Annotated in this window: 17 protein-coding genes and 1 tRNA gene; 11 read left to right on the top strand and 7 right to left on the bottom strand. The window is 54.1% G+C overall.

All coding sequences use genetic code 11. The features are described from left to right. Positions 1-53: 53 nt before the first annotated feature. Positions 54-266, bottom strand: coding sequence for a YgaP family membrane protein (locus SCD_RS03940; RefSeq protein ID WP_009206419.1), 213 nt, complete (start codon positions 264-266; stop codon positions 54-56). Positions 267-334: 68 nt separating this feature from the next. After that, entirely contained in the window at positions 335-1,711 is a 1,377-nt protein-coding gene (locus tag SCD_RS03935; RefSeq protein ID WP_009206420.1) for a sigma-54 interaction domain-containing protein, read from the bottom strand. A 256-nt stretch (positions 1,712-1,967) separates the two neighbouring features. Between SCD_RS03935 and SCD_RS03930 the strand changes: the two genes are divergently transcribed. The 6 genes from SCD_RS03930 (at position 1,968) to SCD_RS03905 (ending at position 8,426) form a co-directional block, all read left to right on the top strand. Then, complete coding sequence (locus SCD_RS03930) at positions 1,968-2,165, top strand: hypothetical protein (protein ID WP_009206421.1); 198 nt, start codon at positions 1,968-1,970, stop codon at positions 2,163-2,165. Between the two features lie 60 nt (positions 2,166-2,225). Further along, the gene (locus tag SCD_RS03925; protein ID WP_009206422.1) at positions 2,226-3,494 is read left to right on the top strand and encodes an NAD(P)/FAD-dependent oxidoreductase; all 1,269 of its coding nucleotides are present in this window, start codon (positions 2,226-2,228) and stop codon (positions 3,492-3,494) included. 67 nt (positions 3,495-3,561) lie between these two features. Continuing rightward, positions 3,562-3,759, top strand: a complete 198-nt coding sequence (locus SCD_RS03920) for a hypothetical protein (RefSeq protein ID WP_009206423.1) — start codon at positions 3,562-3,564, stop codon at positions 3,757-3,759. Between the two features lie 65 nt (positions 3,760-3,824). Continuing rightward, positions 3,825-5,093: an NAD(P)/FAD-dependent oxidoreductase gene (locus SCD_RS03915; protein ID WP_009206424.1), complete on the top strand. Its 1,269-nt coding sequence runs from the start codon at positions 3,825-3,827 to the stop codon at positions 5,091-5,093. A gap of 159 nt (positions 5,094-5,252) precedes the next feature. Continuing rightward, positions 5,253-7,808 carry a bifunctional aconitate hydratase 2/2-methylisocitrate dehydratase gene (gene acnB, locus SCD_RS03910; RefSeq protein WP_009206425.1) on the top strand — a complete coding sequence of 852 codons (2,556 nt, stop codon included), beginning with the start codon at positions 5,253-5,255 and terminating at the stop codon, positions 7,806-7,808. A 6-nt stretch (positions 7,809-7,814) separates the two neighbouring features. Then, the gene (locus tag SCD_RS03905; RefSeq protein ID WP_009206426.1) at positions 7,815-8,426 is read left to right on the top strand and encodes a glutathione S-transferase; all 612 of its coding nucleotides are present in this window, start codon (positions 7,815-7,817) and stop codon (positions 8,424-8,426) included. A gap of 124 nt (positions 8,427-8,550) precedes the next feature. Here the strand turns inward: SCD_RS03905 and mnmA are convergent, their stop codons facing one another. The 3 genes from mnmA to SCD_RS03890 are packed head-to-tail and all read right to left on the bottom strand — an operon-like array spanning position 8,551 to position 10,599. Beyond that, a complete protein-coding gene (mnmA, locus tag SCD_RS03900) occupies positions 8,551-9,618 on the bottom strand; it encodes a tRNA 2-thiouridine(34) synthase MnmA (RefSeq protein WP_021035772.1) in 1,068 nt (355 codons plus the stop codon). After that, positions 9,608-10,153: a hypothetical protein gene (locus SCD_RS03895; protein WP_051338768.1), complete on the bottom strand. Its 546-nt coding sequence runs from the start codon at positions 10,151-10,153 to the stop codon at positions 9,608-9,610. Before SCD_RS03895 ends, mnmA begins: the two co-directional genes overlap by 11 nt. Continuing rightward, a complete protein-coding gene (locus SCD_RS03890) occupies positions 10,153-10,599 on the bottom strand; it encodes an NUDIX hydrolase (protein ID WP_009206429.1) in 447 nt (148 codons plus the stop codon). The genes SCD_RS03895 and SCD_RS03890 overlap by 1 nt, the downstream gene beginning before the upstream one ends. Before the next feature lie 100 nt (positions 10,600-10,699). On the opposite strand from SCD_RS03890, the gene queC reads away from it, so the two are divergent. The 4 genes from queC (at position 10,700) to SCD_RS03870 (ending at position 13,304) form a co-directional block, all read left to right on the top strand. Then, positions 10,700-11,386, top strand: a complete 687-nt coding sequence (gene queC, locus SCD_RS03885) for a 7-cyano-7-deazaguanine synthase QueC (RefSeq protein WP_041673313.1) — start codon at positions 10,700-10,702, stop codon at positions 11,384-11,386. 88 nt (positions 11,387-11,474) lie between these two features. Further along, the gene (locus SCD_RS03880) at positions 11,475-12,659 is read left to right on the top strand and encodes a YeeE/YedE family protein (RefSeq protein WP_009206431.1); all 1,185 of its coding nucleotides are present in this window, start codon (positions 11,475-11,477) and stop codon (positions 12,657-12,659) included. 92 nt (positions 12,660-12,751) lie between these two features. Further along, positions 12,752-12,827: transfer RNA gene (locus SCD_RS03875), tRNA-Lys, on the top strand. Positions 12,828-12,917: 90 nt separating this feature from the next. After that, complete coding sequence (locus SCD_RS03870) at positions 12,918-13,304, top strand: glutaredoxin family protein (RefSeq protein ID WP_009206432.1); 387 nt, start codon at positions 12,918-12,920, stop codon at positions 13,302-13,304. 7 nt (positions 13,305-13,311) lie between these two features. On the opposite strand, the gene SCD_RS03865 is transcribed toward SCD_RS03870, so the two are convergent. Together SCD_RS03865 and SCD_RS03860 are read right to left on the bottom strand one after the other, a co-directional pair. Next, positions 13,312-15,489: a putative bifunctional diguanylate cyclase/phosphodiesterase gene (locus SCD_RS03865; RefSeq protein WP_041673312.1), complete on the bottom strand. Its 2,178-nt coding sequence runs from the start codon at positions 15,487-15,489 to the stop codon at positions 13,312-13,314. An 83-nt stretch (positions 15,490-15,572) separates the two neighbouring features. Further along, positions 15,573-17,729, bottom strand: coding sequence for an HDOD domain-containing protein (locus SCD_RS03860; protein ID WP_009206435.1), 2,157 nt, complete (start codon positions 17,727-17,729; stop codon positions 15,573-15,575). Between the two features lie 225 nt (positions 17,730-17,954). On the opposite strand from SCD_RS03860, the gene SCD_RS03855 reads away from it, so the two are divergent. After that, positions 17,955-19,061, top strand: a complete 1,107-nt coding sequence (locus SCD_RS03855; RefSeq protein ID WP_009206436.1) for an HD-GYP domain-containing protein — start codon at positions 17,955-17,957, stop codon at positions 19,059-19,061. Positions 19,062-19,224: the final 163 nt, after the last annotated feature.

Here is a 19,224-nt window from a genome sequence, read left to right as displayed (position 1 = left end):
ACAAAAGGCGCAGGACGAATATCCTGCGCCTTTATAAATCAAAGCCGATAACTTTACTTCTTTTTTTCCGCTGAGCAAGTACTCGCACCGAACAGACTGTAGGCCGGGCACCAGTTCATCAGCCCGGTGGCCAGCGGCACGATGCCAATCAGGCCCCACAGCCACAGGTGGCCGTCTTCGCTCTTGAGGACGAACACCAAGGCCAGCAGCACTATCCCGGCCACAATGCGAAACACCCTGTCAATACCACCCACGTTTGCTTTCATATTCTCTCCCAGTTGATATTTCAAAGACATTACCGGCAAAACACCGTCCTGTAATAATAACCTACTTATCAATCTTTCGCGGGGTGCAACCCGTAACGGTTCAGTTTACGGTACAACGTACGCTCGCTGATACCGAGGATATCCGCCACCGTGCGCCGATGCCCGCCGTGATGTTCCAGCAATTCGCAAATATGACGAATTTCCATTTCCTCAATGGAGATAGCGGAAGGAGCGCTCACCATTGGAGGAAGCACCGGACTACTGCCCACTGAAACCCCCGTTCGCATTGCCGTTTGTGCTTTTACCTCATTCATGCTGTCGAATTGAATATGTTTGGCATGAATGATCCCTTTGCTGGACAAAGCAACCGCCTTCTGCAAAACATTACGCAGTTCGCGAACGTTACCGGGATAATCGTAGTTCATCAGCCGTGAAATGGCGTCTGCAGCAAGTTTGGGAATATTTTTCCCTGCCCCGCTGATGCGGGCAAGCAACGCGTCAGCCAGCGCAGGAATATCCATGCGCCGCTCACGCAGAGAGGGAAGCATCACGTCGATCCCGGCGACTCGGTAATACAAATCCTCGCGAAACAACCCTTGGTCCACCCTCTCCAGCAAATTCCGGTTGGTGGCGGAAATAATCCGCACATCCGCTGTCAGGGTAACCGTACCACCCACCCGGCGGAATTCTCCGGTTTCCAGCACACGCAGGAGCTTGGGTTGCATTGAAAGTGGGATTTCCCCGATTTCATCGAGAAACAGCGTTCCGCCACCCGCCAGTTCAAACAATCCTTGTTTGCGTCCGACACAGCCCGTGAAAGCACCTCGCTCGTGGCCAAAGAATTCACTCTCAAACATGGATTCAGCGATAGCAGCGCAATTGACTGAGACATAGGGACGGCCGCCCCGAGTTGAAAGCTTGTGCACGAATTCCGCCGCCAGTTCCTTACCGACGCCACTTTCCCCATACAACAGTATCGGAGCATCCGACTCGGCCACTCGGCTCAGCTTGTCTGCGCACTCCAGAAAAGCGGGCGAATGGCCAATCATGCGCATCTCGTCGCAATCCAGTTCTTCTGAAGATGACAACGGTACGATAGCCTCGCCCAAGTAAAGACAACCGTCCCGCCCGCGAATCGGGTATCCCTTGAGGCGCACCCGCTCAGCGCGATTATTATTGTCGTAATGAATATGCAGTACCTGGCAAGCCTCACCGGTTGCAAATACCTTCTGGTGTGGACAGACCTCGCCGTTCTCATGACAGGGAACGGAGGAATGATGGGAAATTTCGTGGCACAAACGGCCCACAATCTCATCCGGATTCAAACCATATACCTGACAATAAGCATTGTTTGCCGAAACCACACGGTAATCCTTATCGATCAGGACGAATGGATTTTCCTGGATATTGATCAGAGATTGCAGGTCGAGAGAAAGATCGTTCATTTGTTAGCATCACCTCATGACAGATTGTCATGACAAAGTATACCCATGACCAAGCTGCCATGTAAATCAAAAAGTTGTGGTCTCAACAGGGCTAGAAAGTTTTCCTCTATGAGTGACTATGACTGACATATTGGCATGACAGTCTGTCACAACAAAAATGGCATCGCATAAATACCCTTAATAATCAACAATGGTAATTATTGGCACGTTGATTGCTTAAAGGAATACCGTAACCCTTTTAACACGGAGAAAAAAGATGACCGCAAATTGGACACTTCACGAAGGTGTAAAAATGGACGACGCTACTGCCAGCGAAGTTGCCAAGATCGCCTGTGCGCTAAAATCCCTGTCAGCCTATACCAGCCTGGCGATGGAAAGCGAGGACGCGCCGGAAGACCTGCAAGCCATCGTAGACGAAGGGCTTGAGGCGATGACCCGGATTTTCGTCTGGTAGCTCGGGACTACTCCAAAAAAATCCCCCAAGAAAAATCTTAACTCATAAGGAACTGTATACATGGCACATATCATCATTCTAGGAGCAGGCATCGGCGGCATGGCGTGCGCGTACGAAATGCGGGAGAAAGTTCGCCCCGAAGACAAGGTCACCGTTATTTCGGACTCCCCACTATTCCAATTCACCCCTTCCAACCCTTGGGTTGCGGTCAATTGGCGCACCAAGGAAGACATCACCATTCCCATCGCGCCCTATTTCGAGCGCAAGGGCATCAATCTGATCGCGACACCGGCGAAGCGCGTTCACCCGGAAAAAAACCAGATCGAACTGACCGACGGCCAGATTATCGACTATGATTTCCTTGTCATCGCCACCGGACCGAAACTCGCATTCGACGAAGTAGAAGGCATGGGGCCAGGCAAGAATACGCATTCCATCTGCCACGTCGATCACGCAGTCGAAGCCGGCAATGCATGGAACCAATTCATTCGGGATCCGGGCCCGATCGTAGTGGGTGCCGCGCAGATGGCTTCCTGCTATGGGCCTGCCTATGAATTCGCCATGATCATGGACACCGACCTGCGCAGACGCAAGATCCGCGACAAGGTACCGATGACCTTTGTCACTGCCGAACCCTACATTGGCCACCTCGGCCTGGGCGGCGTAGGAGACTCCAAGGGACTGATGGAATCAGCCTTGCGCGACCGCCACATCAAGTGGATTTGCAATGCCAAGGTCACCAAAGTCGAACCCGGCAAGATGTTCGTCACCGAAATGGATGACATGGGCAACGTCAAGAAGGAACACGAACTGCCATTCAAACACTCGATGATGCTGCCGGCCTTCAAGGGTGTGGATGCCGTATTCGGGATCGAGGGATTGACCAACCCGCGCGGGTTCATCCTGATCGATCCATTCCAGCGCAACCCTAAATACAACAATATTTACTCAATCGGCGTGTGTGTCGCCATTCCGCCGGTAGAAGCCACCCCGGTGCCAACCGGCGCGCCCAAGACCGGCTACATGATCGAAACCATGGTCACCGCTACGGTACACAATATCCGCGCTGTACTTGACGGCAAGGAGCCGGATTTCAAGGCCACCTGGAACGCCATCTGCCTGGCCGACTTCGGCGACACTGGTGCCGCATTCGTAGCGTTGCCGCAGATTCCACCGCGCAACGTCAACTGGTTCAAAGAAGGGAAATGGGTGCATCTGGCCAAGATCGCCTTCGAGAAATATTTCATTCGCAAGATGAAAAAAGGCACCACCGAACCGATTTACGAGAAATACGTACTCGGCGTACTCGGTATCAAGAAGAAAAAATAAAGCATCATTTTTTGTTGTGCCTCCGTTTTGGGCGGCTTCGGCCGCCCATTTTTTTAAGGAAAACAGAATGTCTGTCCAATGGAATCTGCGGGAAGGTGTAAACCTGGATGATACGACCGCCTGCGATGTCGCCAAGATCGCCTGTGCGCTGAAGTCACTGTCAATTTACACCCGCCTGGCGATGGAAAGCGAGGACGCGCCGGAAGACCTGCAGGCCATCGTAGACGAGGGGCTGGAAGCAATGACCCGAGTCTTCGTCTGGTAATCCCTTGTCGAACTGAAATTGATCACCTTGAAAACAAGAGCATTAACTCCAGAGAACTCGTGCATATGGCACATATCGTAATTCTCGGCGCAGGCACCGGCGGTATGACGTGTGCGTATGAAATGCGGGAGAAGATTCGGCCCTGGGATAAAGTCACCGTAATTTCTGATTCACCCAATTTCCACTTCGTCCCCTCCAACCCCTGGGTCGCCGTTAACTGGCGCACCCGCGAAGACATCGAGATTCCGATCGCCCCCTATTTCGAGCGCAACGGCATCAACCTGATCGCTACACCAGCGAAACGAGTGCACCCAAAAAAAGACCAGATCGAACTCATGAACGGCCAAATCGTCGATTACGACTTTCTGGTCATCGCTACCGGCCCGAAGCTCGCTTTCGACGAAGTGGAAGGCATGGGTCCGGGCAAAAATACGTATTCCATCTGCCACGTCGATCACGCAGTCGAAGCTGGCAAGGCATGGAACCAGTTCATCAGGGATCCCGGGCCGATTGTCGTCGGCGCCGCGCAGGGCGCTTCCTGCTTCGGACCTGCCTACGAATTCGCCATGATCATGGAAACCGACCTGCGCAGACGCAAGATCCGCGACCAGGTGCCGATGACCTTCATCACCCCCGAACCCTACGTCGGCCATATTGGCCTGGGTGGAGTGGGCGACTCGAGGGGGATGATGGAATCAATCATGCGCGAGCGCCATATCAAATGGATATGCAACGCCATGATCAGCCGGGTCGCACCGGGCAAGATGTTCGTCACCGAACTGGACGACATGGGAAATGTCAAAAAGGAGCACGAATTGCCCTTTAAACATTCGATGATACTGCCGGCTTTCAAGGGCGTAGACGCGGTATCCGGTATTGATGGCCTGACCAATCAGAGCGGGTTTATCCTGATCGATCCCTACCAGCGCAATCCCGAGTACGACAATATCTACGCAGTGGGCGTATGTGTCGACATTCCGCCGGTTGAATCCACCCCTGTGCCAACCGGCGCACCCAAGACCGGCTACATGCTTGAGAGCATGGTCAGCGCCGCCGTTCACAACATATGCGCGATGCTCGACGGCAACGTACCCGATCATAAAGCCACCTGGAACGCCATCTGCCTGGCCGATTTCGGCGACACCGGCGCAGCCTTCGTGGCGCTGCCGCAAATCCCGCCGCGCAACGTCAACTGGTTCAAGGAGGGTAAATGGGTGCACTTGGCCAAGATCGCCTTCGAGAAGTACTTTTTGCGAAAAATGAAAAAAGGCACTACCGAACCGATTTATGAAAAATATGTCCTCAATGTACTGGGCATCAAAAAGCTGAAATAGCGACTTCTGAAGTTTTTTTGTTGTGTCTCCGTTTTGGGGCGGCTTCGGCCGCCCATTTTTTATAATACGGATAACCTGCTTTCCAAGAATGGTTAAGCGACCTGTCAATAACGGATATAATGGCGTATTGAAAAATACTTTCTTTATCGAGCGCATACCATGCTTAAAGCCTATCGTGACCATGCTGCCGAGCGCACCGCGCTTGGCCTGCCGCCTCTACCTCTTGATACAGAGCAAACTACGGCGCTAGTCGAACTGCTGAAGAATCCACCTGCGGGTGAAGAAGCTTTCCTCGTCGACCTTCTGGAAAACCGCACTCCTGCCGGCGTGGACGATGCTGCCAAAATCAAGGCGGCTTTCCTCGCCGATATCGCCAACAACAGAGCAAGTTCGCCGCTGGTAAATCCGCAACATGCAGTCAGATTGCTTGGCACCATGCTGGGTGGATATAACGTCACCGCCTTGATCGCGTTGCTGGATACCCATCTTGCCGCCGATGCTGCCGAAGCGCTGAAACGCACCATCCTGATTTTCGACGCTTTCCATCAAGTCGCCGACCGGATGAAGGCGGGCAACGCCCATGCCAAAGCCCTGATTCAGTCCTGGGCTGACGGCGAATGGTTTACCGCCAAGCCCGCGCTGGCAGAAGCAATCAAAACCGTGGTGTTCAAGGTGCCAGGGGAAACCAACACTGACGACCTGTCACCAGCCCAGGCAGCCTGGTCGCGCCCCGACATTCCGCTCCACGCCACAGAAATGCTGGTCGCCAAAATGCCTGACGGCCTTGCCACCATCGCCAAGCTCAAGGAAAAGAGCCTGCCTATCGCCTACGTCGGCGACGTAGTGGGCACGGGCTCCTCGCGCAAATCCGCGATCAATTCGGTGCAGTGGCATATGGGTACGGATATCCCCCACATCCCCAACAAACGCACTGGCGGTATCGTACTGGGCAGCAAGATCGCGCCAATCTTCTTCAATACCGCCGAAGACTCGGGCGCATTGCCGATTGAATTTGATGTTTCCACCCTGAATACCGGCGACGTGATCGTCATCCATCCCTACAAGGGCCAGGTCACTGACGAAGCCGGCAAGCTCATCGCCAGCTTTACCCTGACACCAGTCACCTTGGCGGACGAAGTGCGCGCAGGCGGTCGTATCCCACTGATTATCGGTCGCGGTCTCACTACCCTGGCACGCACCGCACTCGGCCTTCCACACTCTACGCTGTTTGCCCTGCCCACCCCGGTCAATGATTCCGGCAAGGGTTACACCCTGGCGCAAAAAATGGTAGGCCGTGCCTGCGGCGTGGCTGGCGTACGCCCCGGCACCTATTGCGAGCCCAGAATGACTACTGTTGGTTCTCAGGACACCACCGGCGGCATGACCCGCGACGAGTTGAAAGAAATCGCCTGCCTCGGCTTCTCTGCAGATCTGGTGATGCAAAGCTTTTGTCACACTGCCGCCTACCCCAAACCAATAGATATCAAGCTGCAACATGCCCTGCCGGATTTCATGGCCAGCCGCAGCGGCGTGAGCCTCAAGGCAGGCGACGGGATCATCCACTCCTGGCTGAATCGCATGCTGTTGCCTGATACTGTCGGCACCGGGGGTGACTCCCATACCCGCTTCCCGATCGGGATATCCTTCCCCGCCGGCTCCGGCCTGGTCGCCTTTGGCGCGGCCATGGGCATCATGCCGCTGGACATGCCGGAATCGGTGCTGGTGCGCTTCAAGGGCAAGATGCAGCCGGGCATTACCCTGCGCGATCTGGTCAATGCCATCCCCTACGCAGCGATACTGGAAGGCTCCATGACGGTCTCCAAACAGGGCAAGAAAAATGTGTTCTCTGGCCGTATTCTCGAAATCGAAGGTCTGCCTGACCTGAAAGTAGAGCAGGCGTTCGAGCTTTCCGATGCTTCGGCTGAAAGATCCGCTGCAGCCTGCACGGTGCGTCTCAACAAGGAACCCGTGATCGAGTATCTCAACTCGAACATCGCCCTGCTTGGCAATATGATCGAGAATGGCTACCAGGATGCTCGCACCCTGCAGCGCCGCATCGACGCCATGAAAGCCTGGCTGGCCAAGCCCGAACTGCTTGCGCCGGACGCAGACGCCGAATACGCACACATCATCGAGATCGACCTCGCTACTATCAAGGAACCTCTGGTCGCCTGCCCCAACGACCCTGACGACATCAAACCGCTGTCCGCCGTCGCTGGCGACAAGATCGACGAAGTATTCATCGGCAGCTGCATGACCAATATCGGACATTACCGCGCCGCTTCGAAAATGATCGAGGATGCCGGGCTGGTGACGCCGCGCCTGTGGGTGGTACCGCCTACCCGGATGGATGAATCAGAGCTACGCGAAGAAGGCGCCTACGGTGTTTTTGGCCGCGCCGGTGCACGCACCGAAATGCCCGGCTGTTCCCTGTGCATGGGCAATCAGGCGCGGGTGGCGGACAATGCCACGGTATTCTCCACCAGCACCCGCAACTTCGACAACCGGATGGGTAAAGGCGCCCGCGTCTACCTCGGTTCTGCCGAGCTGGCGGGAGCTTGCGCGCGTCTGGGCCGCATCCCGACGGTGCAGGAGTATCTTGATCTGGTGAATAGCAAGATCGCTCCAGAGGCCGAGAATATTTACCGTTACCTCAACTTTGACAGGATGGAGGAATACCATCCGCACAAGATCATCAAACTGACGCAGGTGTAGCAAGAAATGAAACTGATCATGACCCCTACCAGCCCGTTCGCGCGCAAAGTGCGCATTGTCCTGGCGGAAAAGCGCATCGAATACGAACAGGTGATCGACAGCCCATGGGAAGCGGACTCTCACGTGCCGGACTACAACCCGCTCGGCATGGTACCGGTGCTAGTGCTGGACGACAACCACACCCTGTTTGATTCGCGCGTGATCGCCGAATATCTCGACACGGTCAGCCCGGTGTCCCAGCTGATTCCCAAGGACAGCCGCCAGCGTCTGTCAGTACGCCGCTGGGAGGCGCTGGCCGACGGCGTATCCGACGCCGCTGCTGCGATCTATATCGAGAAGAAACGGCCGGAATCGCAGCAAAGCCCGGCATGGATTCTGCGCCAGGAACAGAAGGTATTCCGCGGCCTCGAAGCAATGGCGGAAGAACTGGGCGAAAAGAACTGGTGCACCGGCGAGTTTTTCAACCTGTCCGACATCGCCACCGGTTGCGCCATGGGTTACCTAGACCTGCGCTTTCCCGAGATCGAATGGCGCAAGGCTCACCCTGTACTGGCCCGTCTCGCCGACAAACTGTCGCAGCGACCGTCTTTCAAGGAAACCCTGCCACCTTCAGCCTGAGTGCTGAGTGCTGAGTGCTGAGTGCTGAGTGCTGAGTGCTGAGTGCTGAGTGCTGAGTGCTGAGTGCAAAACATCATCGCGCAGCGATACCATCCACTCAGCACTTTCTACTCAGGACTCAGGACTAAAGAATTACCCCTCCCCCCAGGCACACTTCGCTTTCATACACCACCACCGACTGACCTGGCGTCACTGCCCATTGTGGCTGGGCAAAATCAATCTCGCAGCTTTCCCTATCTACGCGATGGATACTGCACGGCGCATCCGCCTGGCGGTAACGAATCTTGGCAGCATAGACCCAATCCGTATGGGGCGCATGGCCTGACACCCAGGACAGGTCGGCGGCAACCAGACCTTCTCTGAACAAGACAGGATGGTCATGACCCTGTACCACGATCAGCACATTGCGCACCATATCCTTGCCGGCGACGAACCACGGCTCGCCTTGGCCCCCGATGCCCAGCCCCTGCCGCTGGCCGATGGTGTGATAGGCCAGCCCCTCGTGTTGCCCCACCACTTTACCTTCTGGCGTTTCCATATTGCCCGGTTGTTTCGGCAGATAGCGGGAAAGAAATTCTCGAAACGGGCGCTCGCCGATAAAACAAATGCCGGTGCTGTCCTTTTTGGCATGAACCGGCACACCGGCCTCGCGGGCAATCTCGCGCACCTCGCGTTTGTAGATCTCGCCCAGCGGGAACAACGTCCGGGACAACTGTATCTGATTGAGGCGATGCAGGAAATAGCTCTGGTCCTTGCTGCCGTCTTCCGCCTTGAGCAGTTCGAACAGCCCGGCCCGCTCCCGCACTCGCGCATAATGGCCGGTAGCGATCTTGTCGGCACCAAGCGCGATGGCATGATCGAGAAAGGCCTTGAACTTGATTTCAGAGTTGCACAGCACGTCCGGGTTGGGAGTACGGCCTGCCTGATACTCGCGCAGAAATAATGAGAACACCCGCTCCCGATACTCCTTGGCGAAGTTCACCGCCTCGACCTCAATGCCGATATTCTCGGCCACCGCCAGCACATCCATGAAGTCCTGCTTGGCCGGGCAATAGCCGTCTTCGGTGTCGTCATCTTCCCAGTTCTTCATGAACAAGCCAACCACGTCATAGCCCTGTCGCTTCAGCAGCAACGCCGCGACAGCGGAATCCACCCCGCCCGACATGCCCACCACCACACGCTTATTCCTCATCAGGTTCCGCTCCAGCAAGCCATTCATTCAACGGCACCACGAATGCCGGTTGTCCATTATCGAAAAACCAGGAATCCACCGCGAACTCCTGGCCAGTCTTTTGTTCCACGATGCGCGCCGCCCAGTGATCGTTCACCAAAAGCGGCGCCCTCTTCACCGGCTCCACAACACGGTGGTACTTAAGCCAACCCTGTCCTTCCAGCAAGCGCAGATAGGTAGTAGTATTGGCCGCCTCATCAATACAATCCATCCGCCCATCCACGCCATCATCATTCACATTGCGGCCTTTATCAGCCCGGGTCGGAGTCTGCCGTCCAGCGGCAACCTCGAACAGTCCGATCACCAGGGAAATTGCCTTTCTTTCCTCAGCCGCATCCGTTGCGCGCAGCAACAACCTTCTGGCTGCGCGCAGTTGGTACGCACGAAGATTAACCCTGGCGGTTACGGCGCAGTCATAGTTGTAACAAATACTGACTTCATCGGCTTGCGCGGCAAGGCCGAAACACAACATCACCAGGATCAACCACGCCCTCATCAGGAAAGGTGGGTAACCAGTTCCAGTGGATAACGTGTGCCGGCCAGATAATCCTCAATGCACTGAAGAACTAGTGGACTACGGTGACGCTCAGCCGTGGCTCGAATTTCTTCCTGACTCAACCATACGGCGCGCAGAATGCCGCTATCCAACTGTCGCTGTAGCTCGTGTCCGTGCACGCTCCCGACAAAGGCAAAGCGCAGGTAAGTGATATCCTTGCGGGGGTGACGCCAGCGATAAATGCCCAGCAACCACTCCGGAGTGAAATGATAAGCGGTTTCTTCCAGCGCTTCGCGAACAGCACCCTGCGCCAGCGTCTCGCCATCTTCCCAATGGCCGGCAGGCTGATTGAAGCGTATGCCCTCACCGGTTTCTTCCTCTACCAAGAGGAACCTTCCATCTTGCTCAATCACCGCCGCCACGGTGACATTGGGCTTCCAGATCATGGTATTTTCCCGCAAAAAAGGTCGATTTTATCGCTTTTCGAGTTTGATTCAAAACCGGAATGGCTAAGTGTAGAATTGAAAGCCATTTGAGGGGAATGCCATCTTGAACAAAGCAGTTGTGCTACTGTCGGGCGGACTGGATTCCGCCACCACTCTTGCCATCGCCCGCAGCGAAGGATTTGCCTGCCATTGCCTGAGCCTGGATTACGGTCAGCGCCACGGCTCAGAACTGGAAGCCGCACAACGTGTTGCTGCCGCGCTGGGAGCCAGCGAGCAACGCACGATTAAACTCGATTTGACGGCATTCGGCGGCTCAGCCCTGACCGACGAAAATATTGCCGTGCCTACTGCCCCATCGGCCGGCATCCCCGTTACCTATGTACCAGCACGCAACACCATCATGCTGTCGCTGTCGCTGGCATGGGCGGAGGTACTGGGCTGCCGCGACATCTTCATCGGTGCCAATGCGGTAGACTACTCGGGTTACCCGGACTGTCGCCCTGAATATCTGGAGGCCTTCGAGAAAATGGCCAACCTTGCCACCAAATCCGCTGTTGAAGGCAACGCCATACGCATTCGTGCACCGCTGGTCGCCCTTTCGAAAGCGGAAATCATCCGCCGCGGCATAGAACTGGGTGTGGATTACCGCCTCACCGTTTCCTGCTACCAGGCCGGAGAGGATGGATCGGCCTGCGGAACCTGCGATTCCTGCCGTTTGCGCCGGCAAGGTTTCATCAGCGCGAAAATTGCGGATCCCACCCGCTACCAGCCTGAAACGAATAGCTGAATTTAGTACGAACAGACTATGTATAAATTTTGCATTTAACTATAAAATCAAACAAGTACGATAAATAACTTGATAAGAGGACAAACAGATGGTTTTTGAGAACTTTGCGCAAGCCCAATCGTTTTTTCTTTGGGTCACCTTTGGCATCGCCCTGACCATGGGGGCGCTCGTAAACAAAACCAATTTCTGCACCATGGGTGCGGTTTCCGACTGGGTTAACATGGGCGACACAGGCCGTCTGCGTGCCTGGCTATTTGCAATTGCGGTGGCGATGCTGGGCGTGGCGATCCTCGAAGCCAGCGGCCTCGTCAAACTGGCCTCCACCTTCCCGCCCTACCGTGCAAATCAGCTGGTCTGGGCCGAAAACCTGCTGGGCGGACTGATGTTCGGCGTCGGCATGACCCTCGCCTCCGGTTGCGGCAACAAAACCCTGGTTCGCATCGGTGGTGGCAACCTCAAATCCATCATGGTCCTGGCCATCATCGCGGTCATCGCCTACTACATGGTCAATCCATTCCCGGGCTCGGACAAAACGCTGTTTACCGTATTTTTTTACGACTGGATACGTCCTCTCGCCGTCACCCTGCAAACCAACCAGGATCTGGGCGCTATCATCGCCGGCAGCGGCAACGCCGCAACACCACGACTGGCGATCGGCAGCATACTTGCACTGGGTCTCATCGGATTTGCATTCATATCCGCCGATTTCCGCAGCAATTTCGACAATATCCTGGGTGGCCTGGTAGTGGGCCTGGCCGTACTGGCAGCCTGGTACGTCACCAGCAACGTAATGATGAGTGCCGACGGACAGCCCTTCTCCCTGCAAAACTTCGTCGCCGAGCAATGGGACATGTACGCCAAACCGGAAGATCTGAAACCCGCAGACAGCCGCCCTCTCTCAGCGCAATCCTTTACCTTCATCAACCCCATGGGCCAGACTCTTGGCTACGCTATGGCCGGCTTCAAGCTCACAGCGCTGACTTTCGGCGTTATGTCGGTTGCCGGCGTGATCCTCGGGTCTTTGCTATGGTCCCTGATTAGCAGAAACTTCCGTATCGAATGGTTTGTCTCGGTGAAAGATTTCTTCAATCACTTCGTAGGCGCCATCCTGATGGGTTTCGGCGGCGTTCTGGCAATGGGTTGCACCATCGGCCAGGGGGTGACCGGGGTATCCACTCTAGCGGTCGGCTCCATCATTACTCTGCTGGCCATCATTGCAGGCTGCGCCTCCACAATGAAATATCAGTACTGGAGAATGATGCAAGAAGGCTGATTTAATCAAGGCATTAACATCACGAGGCCCCGCTGGACGGGGCCTCGCTCTTGACAGCAAACGCATGCCACGGCATAATCGCTGTTTTTCGGGGGTCGTTAGCTCAGCCGGTAGAGCAGCGGACTTTTAATCCGTTGGTCGCCAGTTCGAATCTGGCACGGCCTACCAAGAAATCCAAAGGGTTAGTCAGCAATGACTAGCCCTTTTCATTTGAGGCCGCCTATGCTTTCATCTTCTCTCTACACTAGGTAATTCGCCATGAAATGGGTCTTCAAAATTTTCTTCCGCACCCTGAGAGTCGTTATCGGTCCTTTCATTCTACTTTGGGAGATCGTGACCACACCGAAGGGCGTTGCGCGCCAGCCCGAAGAACAACGCCAGGTTGACCTGCAAAGCCGGGGACTGATCCTCTACCAATTCAAGACCTGCCCATTTTGCATCAAAGTCCGGAAAGAAATCAGTCGCTTGTCACTTAACATTGAATTACGTGATGCGCAAACAGATCAGCAGAATCGTGAAGCGTTATTGCAGGGTGGCGGCCAGATCAAGGTACCCTGCCTGAAAATCACAGATGAACTGGGCAATAGCCAGTGGATGTACGAGTCCGCCGATATCATCCAATATCTGCATGGGCGTTTCGCCTAGGAATCTGTTAACCGACTCTATGAGTCTGAATGTTTGATTCAGATTGGCCTGAATAAAATGCGGGGGGCGCCAACGGGCCATTTCTCATCAACAGCCCAGTAATTTCATTGCCTGGTAGCGGCTTGCTAAACAGGAATCCCTGTGCTTCGTTGCAATCGAGAGAGTGCAAAAATCTGAGCTGTTCGGGTTTCTCCACCCCTTCTGCGATCAAATTCATCTTGAGCCCATGCGCCATGGCGCAAATTGCAGTCACGATAGAAACATTATTCGGGTCGCTGGGGAGCCCACGCACAAAAGACTGGTCGATCTTGATAGTGTCGATGGGAAATTTCTGCAAGTAACTCAAGGATGAATAACCGGTACCGAAGTCATCCAGCGCGATTTTTATTCCCATGCTCGACAGCATTTTAAGTTTTGCAATCATCTGCTCGCCATCGCTCAGCAACGCGCCTTCAGTGACCTCCAGTTCAAGCATAGAACCGTCCAGATGGTATTCCTGCAATAACTGCGTAATGCAATCGCAAAATCCATCCTGTTCAATCTGCAGTGAGGAGATATTCACTGCCATTCTCATCGGCGGCAGGCCGGCATTTTTCCACAGCATGGCCTGCTTGCATGTAGACCTTAACACGAACTCCCCGATGGAGAGGATGAGGCCGGTTTCTTCTGCCAGCGGAATAAATTCCAGCGGAGACAGGCTACCATGGAGAGGCGATGACCATCTCACCAAAGCCTCCATACCGGAAATCATGCCCGTGCTGACACAAATCTGAGGTTGATAAAAAACCTGAAACTCCTTCCTGTCGATCGCTTTCCGCATCTGCATTTCAATGGAAAGCTTCTCTGCAAATGACACATTCATATTGCCGGAGTAGAGCTGGTAACGGTTCCTGCCTTTCGCCTTGCTGTCATACATGGCGATATCCGCATTCTTGATGAGGACGTCAATGAATTCCCCATCTGCAGGATAAAGCGCAACCCCAATGCTAATGGTTACGTAGAGCTCATGCCCTTCAATCTGGAATGGAACGTCAAACGACTTGATCATTTTCTCCGCCGTTCGCATGGCATCTTCCCGATCTTCGATCTGGGGAAGAAGCAGAGTAAACTCGTCCCCACCCTGACGGGCCAGCGTATCCCCCTCGCGCAAACAACCCTTGAGCCGCGATGCCACTTTTTTTAACAGATTGTCGCCAATTACATGGCCCAGCGTGTCGTTAACAACCTTGAAGCGGTCCACATCCAGAAACATCACGGCCAGCATTTTCTGGTTGCGTTTAGCCTGGGCAATCGCCAGGTCCAGGTGATCCTTGAACAAGATCCGGTTGGCAAGCCCGGTGAGCTGATCATGATAAGCCTGGTAGCTGATAATCTGCTCGGCCTTCTTTCTTTCAGTGACATCCTTCGCCACACCATAGGTACCCACGTGCCTGGCGGGCTGGTCTGTCACGCCTTCTTGGTACATTCCGAAAGAACTGAACTCCAGAGTTAGCAGTTTCGACTCGATATTGTGGCGAACCCTGAGTTCCATATTGCGGGACGCACGATCGCCAACCCTCTTTTCGTTCAGGATATAACGGGCAGATTCCAGATCTTCGAGATAGACGAGAGCTGAATAATGCTGACCGATCAGGCTTTCCTTGCGATAGCCCAGCAACGGTTCCACACGGTCATTAAGAAAGGTGAAGCGGCCATTGCCATCCAGCGTATAGATAATGTCCGGCGAGCTGTTAACCATGTAACGGTACCAGCGCTCTGACTCCCCCAACTGGAGGTTCATGGCTTTGTTTTCTTTTTCCAGACGGCGCTTGATAAGGGCATTCTCGATCTTCAGAAGCAGTTCATCCGGCTCGTAGGGTTTTCTCAGGAAGTCGTAGGCACCATGGCGCAGGGCGCTAATGGCAGAGTCTATGGAAACATCGCCACTGACGACAATGACGCAAGTATCGATCCGATGCTCGATAATGGCATCCATGACCTGAAGTCCATCCACATCCGCCATAAAAAGATCCAGCAGGACGAGATCGAATTGCTGGCTCTGGAGAAGCTCGATAGCTGCGCGCCCTCCATCCGCGGTTACAGTTGCAAAACCATGAAGACCAAGCAGGGCGCTCAGACTGTTGCGCAGATGCAACTCATCATCCACAACCAATATCAATGGTTGTTCAGCCAATACGACACTCATAGTTCAAGCTCCATCATTTTGCATCCTCGCCAGCGTCAGATCCCTGATCTACCGAAATACGGTGCGAGCCGAAAGGCGACGAATCACCGATCCATCAACACCACCTTTGCCGGTACGGGTAAAAGTATCTGAAAAGCAGTACCCGATATTTCATTGCTCTGGCAGAAAATCCTGCCTTTCAATTCGTCGACCAGGTTTTTCACAATCAAGAGACCCAGGCCTGCGTGTCCTTTCCCCTTGGTACTGGTGACCGGCTTGAACAGATCCGCCATAATATGCTTGGGGATTCCGGGGCCGTTGTCCACGAGTGAAATTTCAATATATTCGTTGCCGTCGCGGATGATTTTCCCACGCGTGGAGATGAGCAGCAACCCACCTTCCTGCATGCTCTCCGCCGCGTTCTTCATCAGGTTGATCAGCACCTGCTTCAACTTGTCCCGGTCAGCCACAATACTCGGCAGCGACGGATCAAGCTGGGTTTGCGCGGTTATTTGATGTTGCGCAAACAGAGACTCAAAAAAGATTTTATACAAGTCTTGAATCACGCTATTGACGTTCAATTCCTCCAGCGGGCTCGCATAGACTTCGGTCACCTCGGTAACCTGTCTGATGATCTTGGTGACGCGATCTATTTCTTCCCTGATGATCGCCAAGTCTCCTTGGACCGTGTCTTCCTGCGGCAGCTTCACGCTCAACAGCTTGATGTAGTTTTTTATGATGCTGAGCGGATTATTGGCTTCGTGCACAACCTGCCTGGCCTTGGCCCGCGAAGCGGTCATCACCTCGAACTCGGTGCGCTGCACCTGCTCGTTGTCCACATGCCATGCAGCCAAGGTCTGGGAGGCTTGCTGGGCGAACATCGAAATCAGCTTGCGCTGCTTCTCAACATGCGGCAACTGAACCTTGGCAAGCCCGAACAACATGGTACCAACAAGAGTATCCTGCGAAATCAGGGGCTGACAGTAAAACCCTTCTGCCTGCATCAACCGGGCTATCTGGTCGTCCAGCACGGTCAAGGTCCCGTTGTCCCCGGAAACGAATGAACTGTAGGCTGACCGGACGAATAGCACATCGGTAACGATGCTGTTCCCCCTCTTCGGAGGGATAACCATTTCATTGACCAGGTCGTGCTGCCAGGCCAGGCTCTTCCCATGAAGAGCTCCGGATTCCCGGTCACGGAGGAAAAAAATAATATTTTGAAAACCGAACAGGATATGCAGCGAGCGTTGAATGGCCAACAGAATGCCATCCAGTGAGGGCGGAGCGGCGGTAACACCCAGTACAATACCGTCAACCAGGGCAATGTCCCGCACCTCCAGAGCAAGCTGCATCTTTTTCTGATGGAATTTGTCCTGATCCGGCTTTTCGGGCGTGGCGCCATCTTCACCGGTGCCTATATCGATCTCGATCTCAAGTGACAGTGCAATCTTGGTGACCAGTTCCCTGGCCTTGGCGATCATCCTCCGGGAGTCTGCCGGTGTGATTCCCAACAACGCAGCCCCGTCCGCCAGCATCTCCTCGTCATCGGGGTTGACCAGGCTCATGCTGTTGGCCACATGCGCAATCCTGATCAACGGGTGCGCATCGGCGACTCTTGATGCCAGCACATGATGATAGAGCACCGCGTCCGCCATGAATGAATTCAGGTGCCAGCTACCTGCCAGCCATGCCCCCACTTCGCAATGATTGCTTCCGATTTCTTCCGTTTCCCGCTGCATGAGTTGGAGATCGTCCACGACACCGACTGAGAGCATGGCATACTGCTTGGGAAAGTTGCTCCACAACACCAACTGGCCCACATCGAGCAGAAGTCCGGTGAGATACGCCTCCTCCGGATGGGGATAATCGGTTTCCTGGGCGATGAGTTTGGCCAAGGTGGCGGAGGTCAATGAACGGCCCCAAAAGGACTTCATGTCAAATTCAGGACTACTGCTGCTGATATTGCTGAAGACCTGATAAACCGAAGAGCTGATGGCAATGGTTCTGACCATATCAAGGCCAAGCATGACCAGTTTTTGTTCGAATGCCGTTATTTTGTTTGGCTTGCCGTACAGAGCGGAACTGCTCGCGCCAATGACCTTGGAACTGAGCGCAGCATCCTTGTTGATGATTTCCGCAATTGCGCTAAACGAGGTCTCGTTACTATTGCACGCGTCCAGCACCCGCAATAACACGTGCGGCAAGGAAGGAAGACTTGAAGTCTCCAGACTCTGGATCAATGGTGAGGCGACAGGTGCCATAAGTATGATTTATAAACAAGACACTAAAAAGTTTATCTAAGTTTATACTACATGTATTTAACCTAATACCATAACTTTCTTGTATTTTTTAATAAAATAGATGTATGTGTTCCTAAAAACCAACAGTTAGGCACGGAATTTTCAGTATAACGGTGGTCATGAAAAGCGGGCTAACCTCATATTACTCCGTCGCCCGTATTAAATACTATTTCAAAGAGAGTCAAAATGGCAAATCTTCAAGCCCTTACCCAGCCGCAAATATTTGACCGCCAAGCGCTGAATGACTACCTGGAAGACTTGTCCGACCTCGCCCCCAAGGTCGAGCAGGATGTAGCCCGGCTCAAGCAATCGCCTGACGACAAGCAAATCATCGACAATCTGTTCCGCATTCTGCACAACATCAAGGGCGACGCCGCCTTGTGCAAGGTGGATATGGGCGTCATCATCAGCCATCCACTCGAAACCCTGATGGGGCACCTGCGCACAGGAAAACTGCGCTTCACCGAATTGCTAGGCGAAATCATCCTGCTGACGATAGATCGTCTGGAATTGGCTGTAGAAGCTTTGGCCGCAGGGAAACCCATCACCCAATTGCAGCTCGTCAAGCTGGTTCAGGGACTGGAAAACTTAAGCCAGACTCCGCAAAACCAACTCGACATCGCCATCAGCGGCGTCATCGAATCAGTCACCGGATTTCGCCCCACCATGGCGACGCTGCGCGGCACACTGCAAAAGTCGGCGATCTCGCGCAGCCAGGAAAGCATTGCCTTGGACCTGCGCTTCTTCCTTTCGATTGCGCAGCAATTCGAGAGCCGCTCAACCTACTTTCAGGGACGTAGCGCCCGGATTCTTCGCCTTGCCCTGGATACCAACAAGGCCGCAGGAAAACCGGTCGACCCGATTCAACTGGAAGCCGCGGCCTACATGCACGACGTCGGGATGATGTTTCTGCCCGAAGGGATGTGGCTGAACAAACTGGGGCGACTGAATGAGGATGACAAGAAAGCCATGCACGCACACCCCGGTTACGGGGCCGGAATACTGGAACGGATGGAAGGCTGGAAACCCGCCGCCGAGATAGTGGCACAGCACCATGAAATGCCGGATGGCGCGGGTTACCCAAAGGGCCTGAAATCAGATGCCATCTGCCCGGGCGCAAAGATCCTGGCGATCGTCGACGCTTTTGAAGCCGTGATGCTGAAGCATACTCATCGTGGCCATGGCCGTTCGATGCTGCGCGCTATCGCGGAAGTGAATGCCTGCGACAACCAGTTTGCGGCGGAGTGGATATCCCCGTTTAATGCCGTGGTTAGAAAATTGATTGAAGGCTAATCACTTTCAAAAACAGGCATTCTATTTTCAGAATTAATCTTGCTCTCCGTATGCGTTGTGCCAAAAGTAGTCGCATGAGAATTTGCTCCATTGCGGACACTCAAACGTAATTCAGGTAATTTGTCGGGAATATTTACACTTTTTTTCTTTGGCTTTGAATGCT

Source organism: Sulfuricella denitrificans skB26, assembly GCF_000297055.2.
In the GTDB taxonomy this organism is placed as follows: Bacteria; Pseudomonadota; Gammaproteobacteria; order Burkholderiales; family Sulfuricellaceae; genus Sulfuricella; species Sulfuricella denitrificans.
This window is presented reverse-complemented; position numbering and strand designations above follow the sequence as displayed.

Coding starts and splice junctions, on each gene's coding strand:
- SCD_RS03860 (WP_009206435.1), bottom strand. CDS start 17,729: ATGGCACCTGTCGCCTCACCATTGATCCAGAGTCTGGAGACTTCAAGT.
- SCD_RS03870 (WP_009206432.1), top strand. CDS start 12,918: ATGAAATGGGTCTTCAAAATTTTCTTCCGCACCCTGAGAGTCGTTATC.
- SCD_RS03905 (WP_009206426.1), top strand. CDS start 7,815: ATGAAACTGATCATGACCCCTACCAGCCCGTTCGCGCGCAAAGTGCGC.
- SCD_RS03935 (WP_009206420.1), bottom strand. CDS start 1,711: ATGAACGATCTTTCTCTCGACCTGCAATCTCTGATCAATATCCAGGAA.
- mnmA (WP_021035772.1), bottom strand. CDS start 9,618: ATGAGGAATAAGCGTGTGGTGGTGGGCATGTCGGGCGGGGTGGATTCC.
- SCD_RS03920 (WP_009206423.1), top strand. CDS start 3,562: ATGTCTGTCCAATGGAATCTGCGGGAAGGTGTAAACCTGGATGATACG.
- SCD_RS03895 (WP_051338768.1), bottom strand. CDS start 10,153: ATGAGGGCGTGGTTGATCCTGGTGATGTTGTGTTTCGGCCTTGCCGCG.
- SCD_RS03880 (WP_009206431.1), top strand. CDS start 11,475: ATGGTTTTTGAGAACTTTGCGCAAGCCCAATCGTTTTTTCTTTGGGTC.
- SCD_RS03930 (WP_009206421.1), top strand. CDS start 1,968: ATGACCGCAAATTGGACACTTCACGAAGGTGTAAAAATGGACGACGCT.
- SCD_RS03915 (WP_009206424.1), top strand. CDS start 3,825: ATGGCACATATCGTAATTCTCGGCGCAGGCACCGGCGGTATGACGTGT.
- SCD_RS03925 (WP_009206422.1), top strand. CDS start 2,226: ATGGCACATATCATCATTCTAGGAGCAGGCATCGGCGGCATGGCGTGC.
- SCD_RS03865 (WP_041673312.1), bottom strand. CDS start 15,489: ATGAGTGTCGTATTGGCTGAACAACCATTGATATTGGTTGTGGATGAT.
- SCD_RS03855 (WP_009206436.1), top strand. CDS start 17,955: ATGGCAAATCTTCAAGCCCTTACCCAGCCGCAAATATTTGACCGCCAA.
- SCD_RS03890 (WP_009206429.1), bottom strand. CDS start 10,599: ATGATCTGGAAGCCCAATGTCACCGTGGCGGCGGTGATTGAGCAAGAT.
- acnB (WP_009206425.1), top strand. CDS start 5,253: ATGCTTAAAGCCTATCGTGACCATGCTGCCGAGCGCACCGCGCTTGGC.
- SCD_RS03940 (WP_009206419.1), bottom strand. CDS start 266: ATGAAAGCAAACGTGGGTGGTATTGACAGGGTGTTTCGCATTGTGGCC.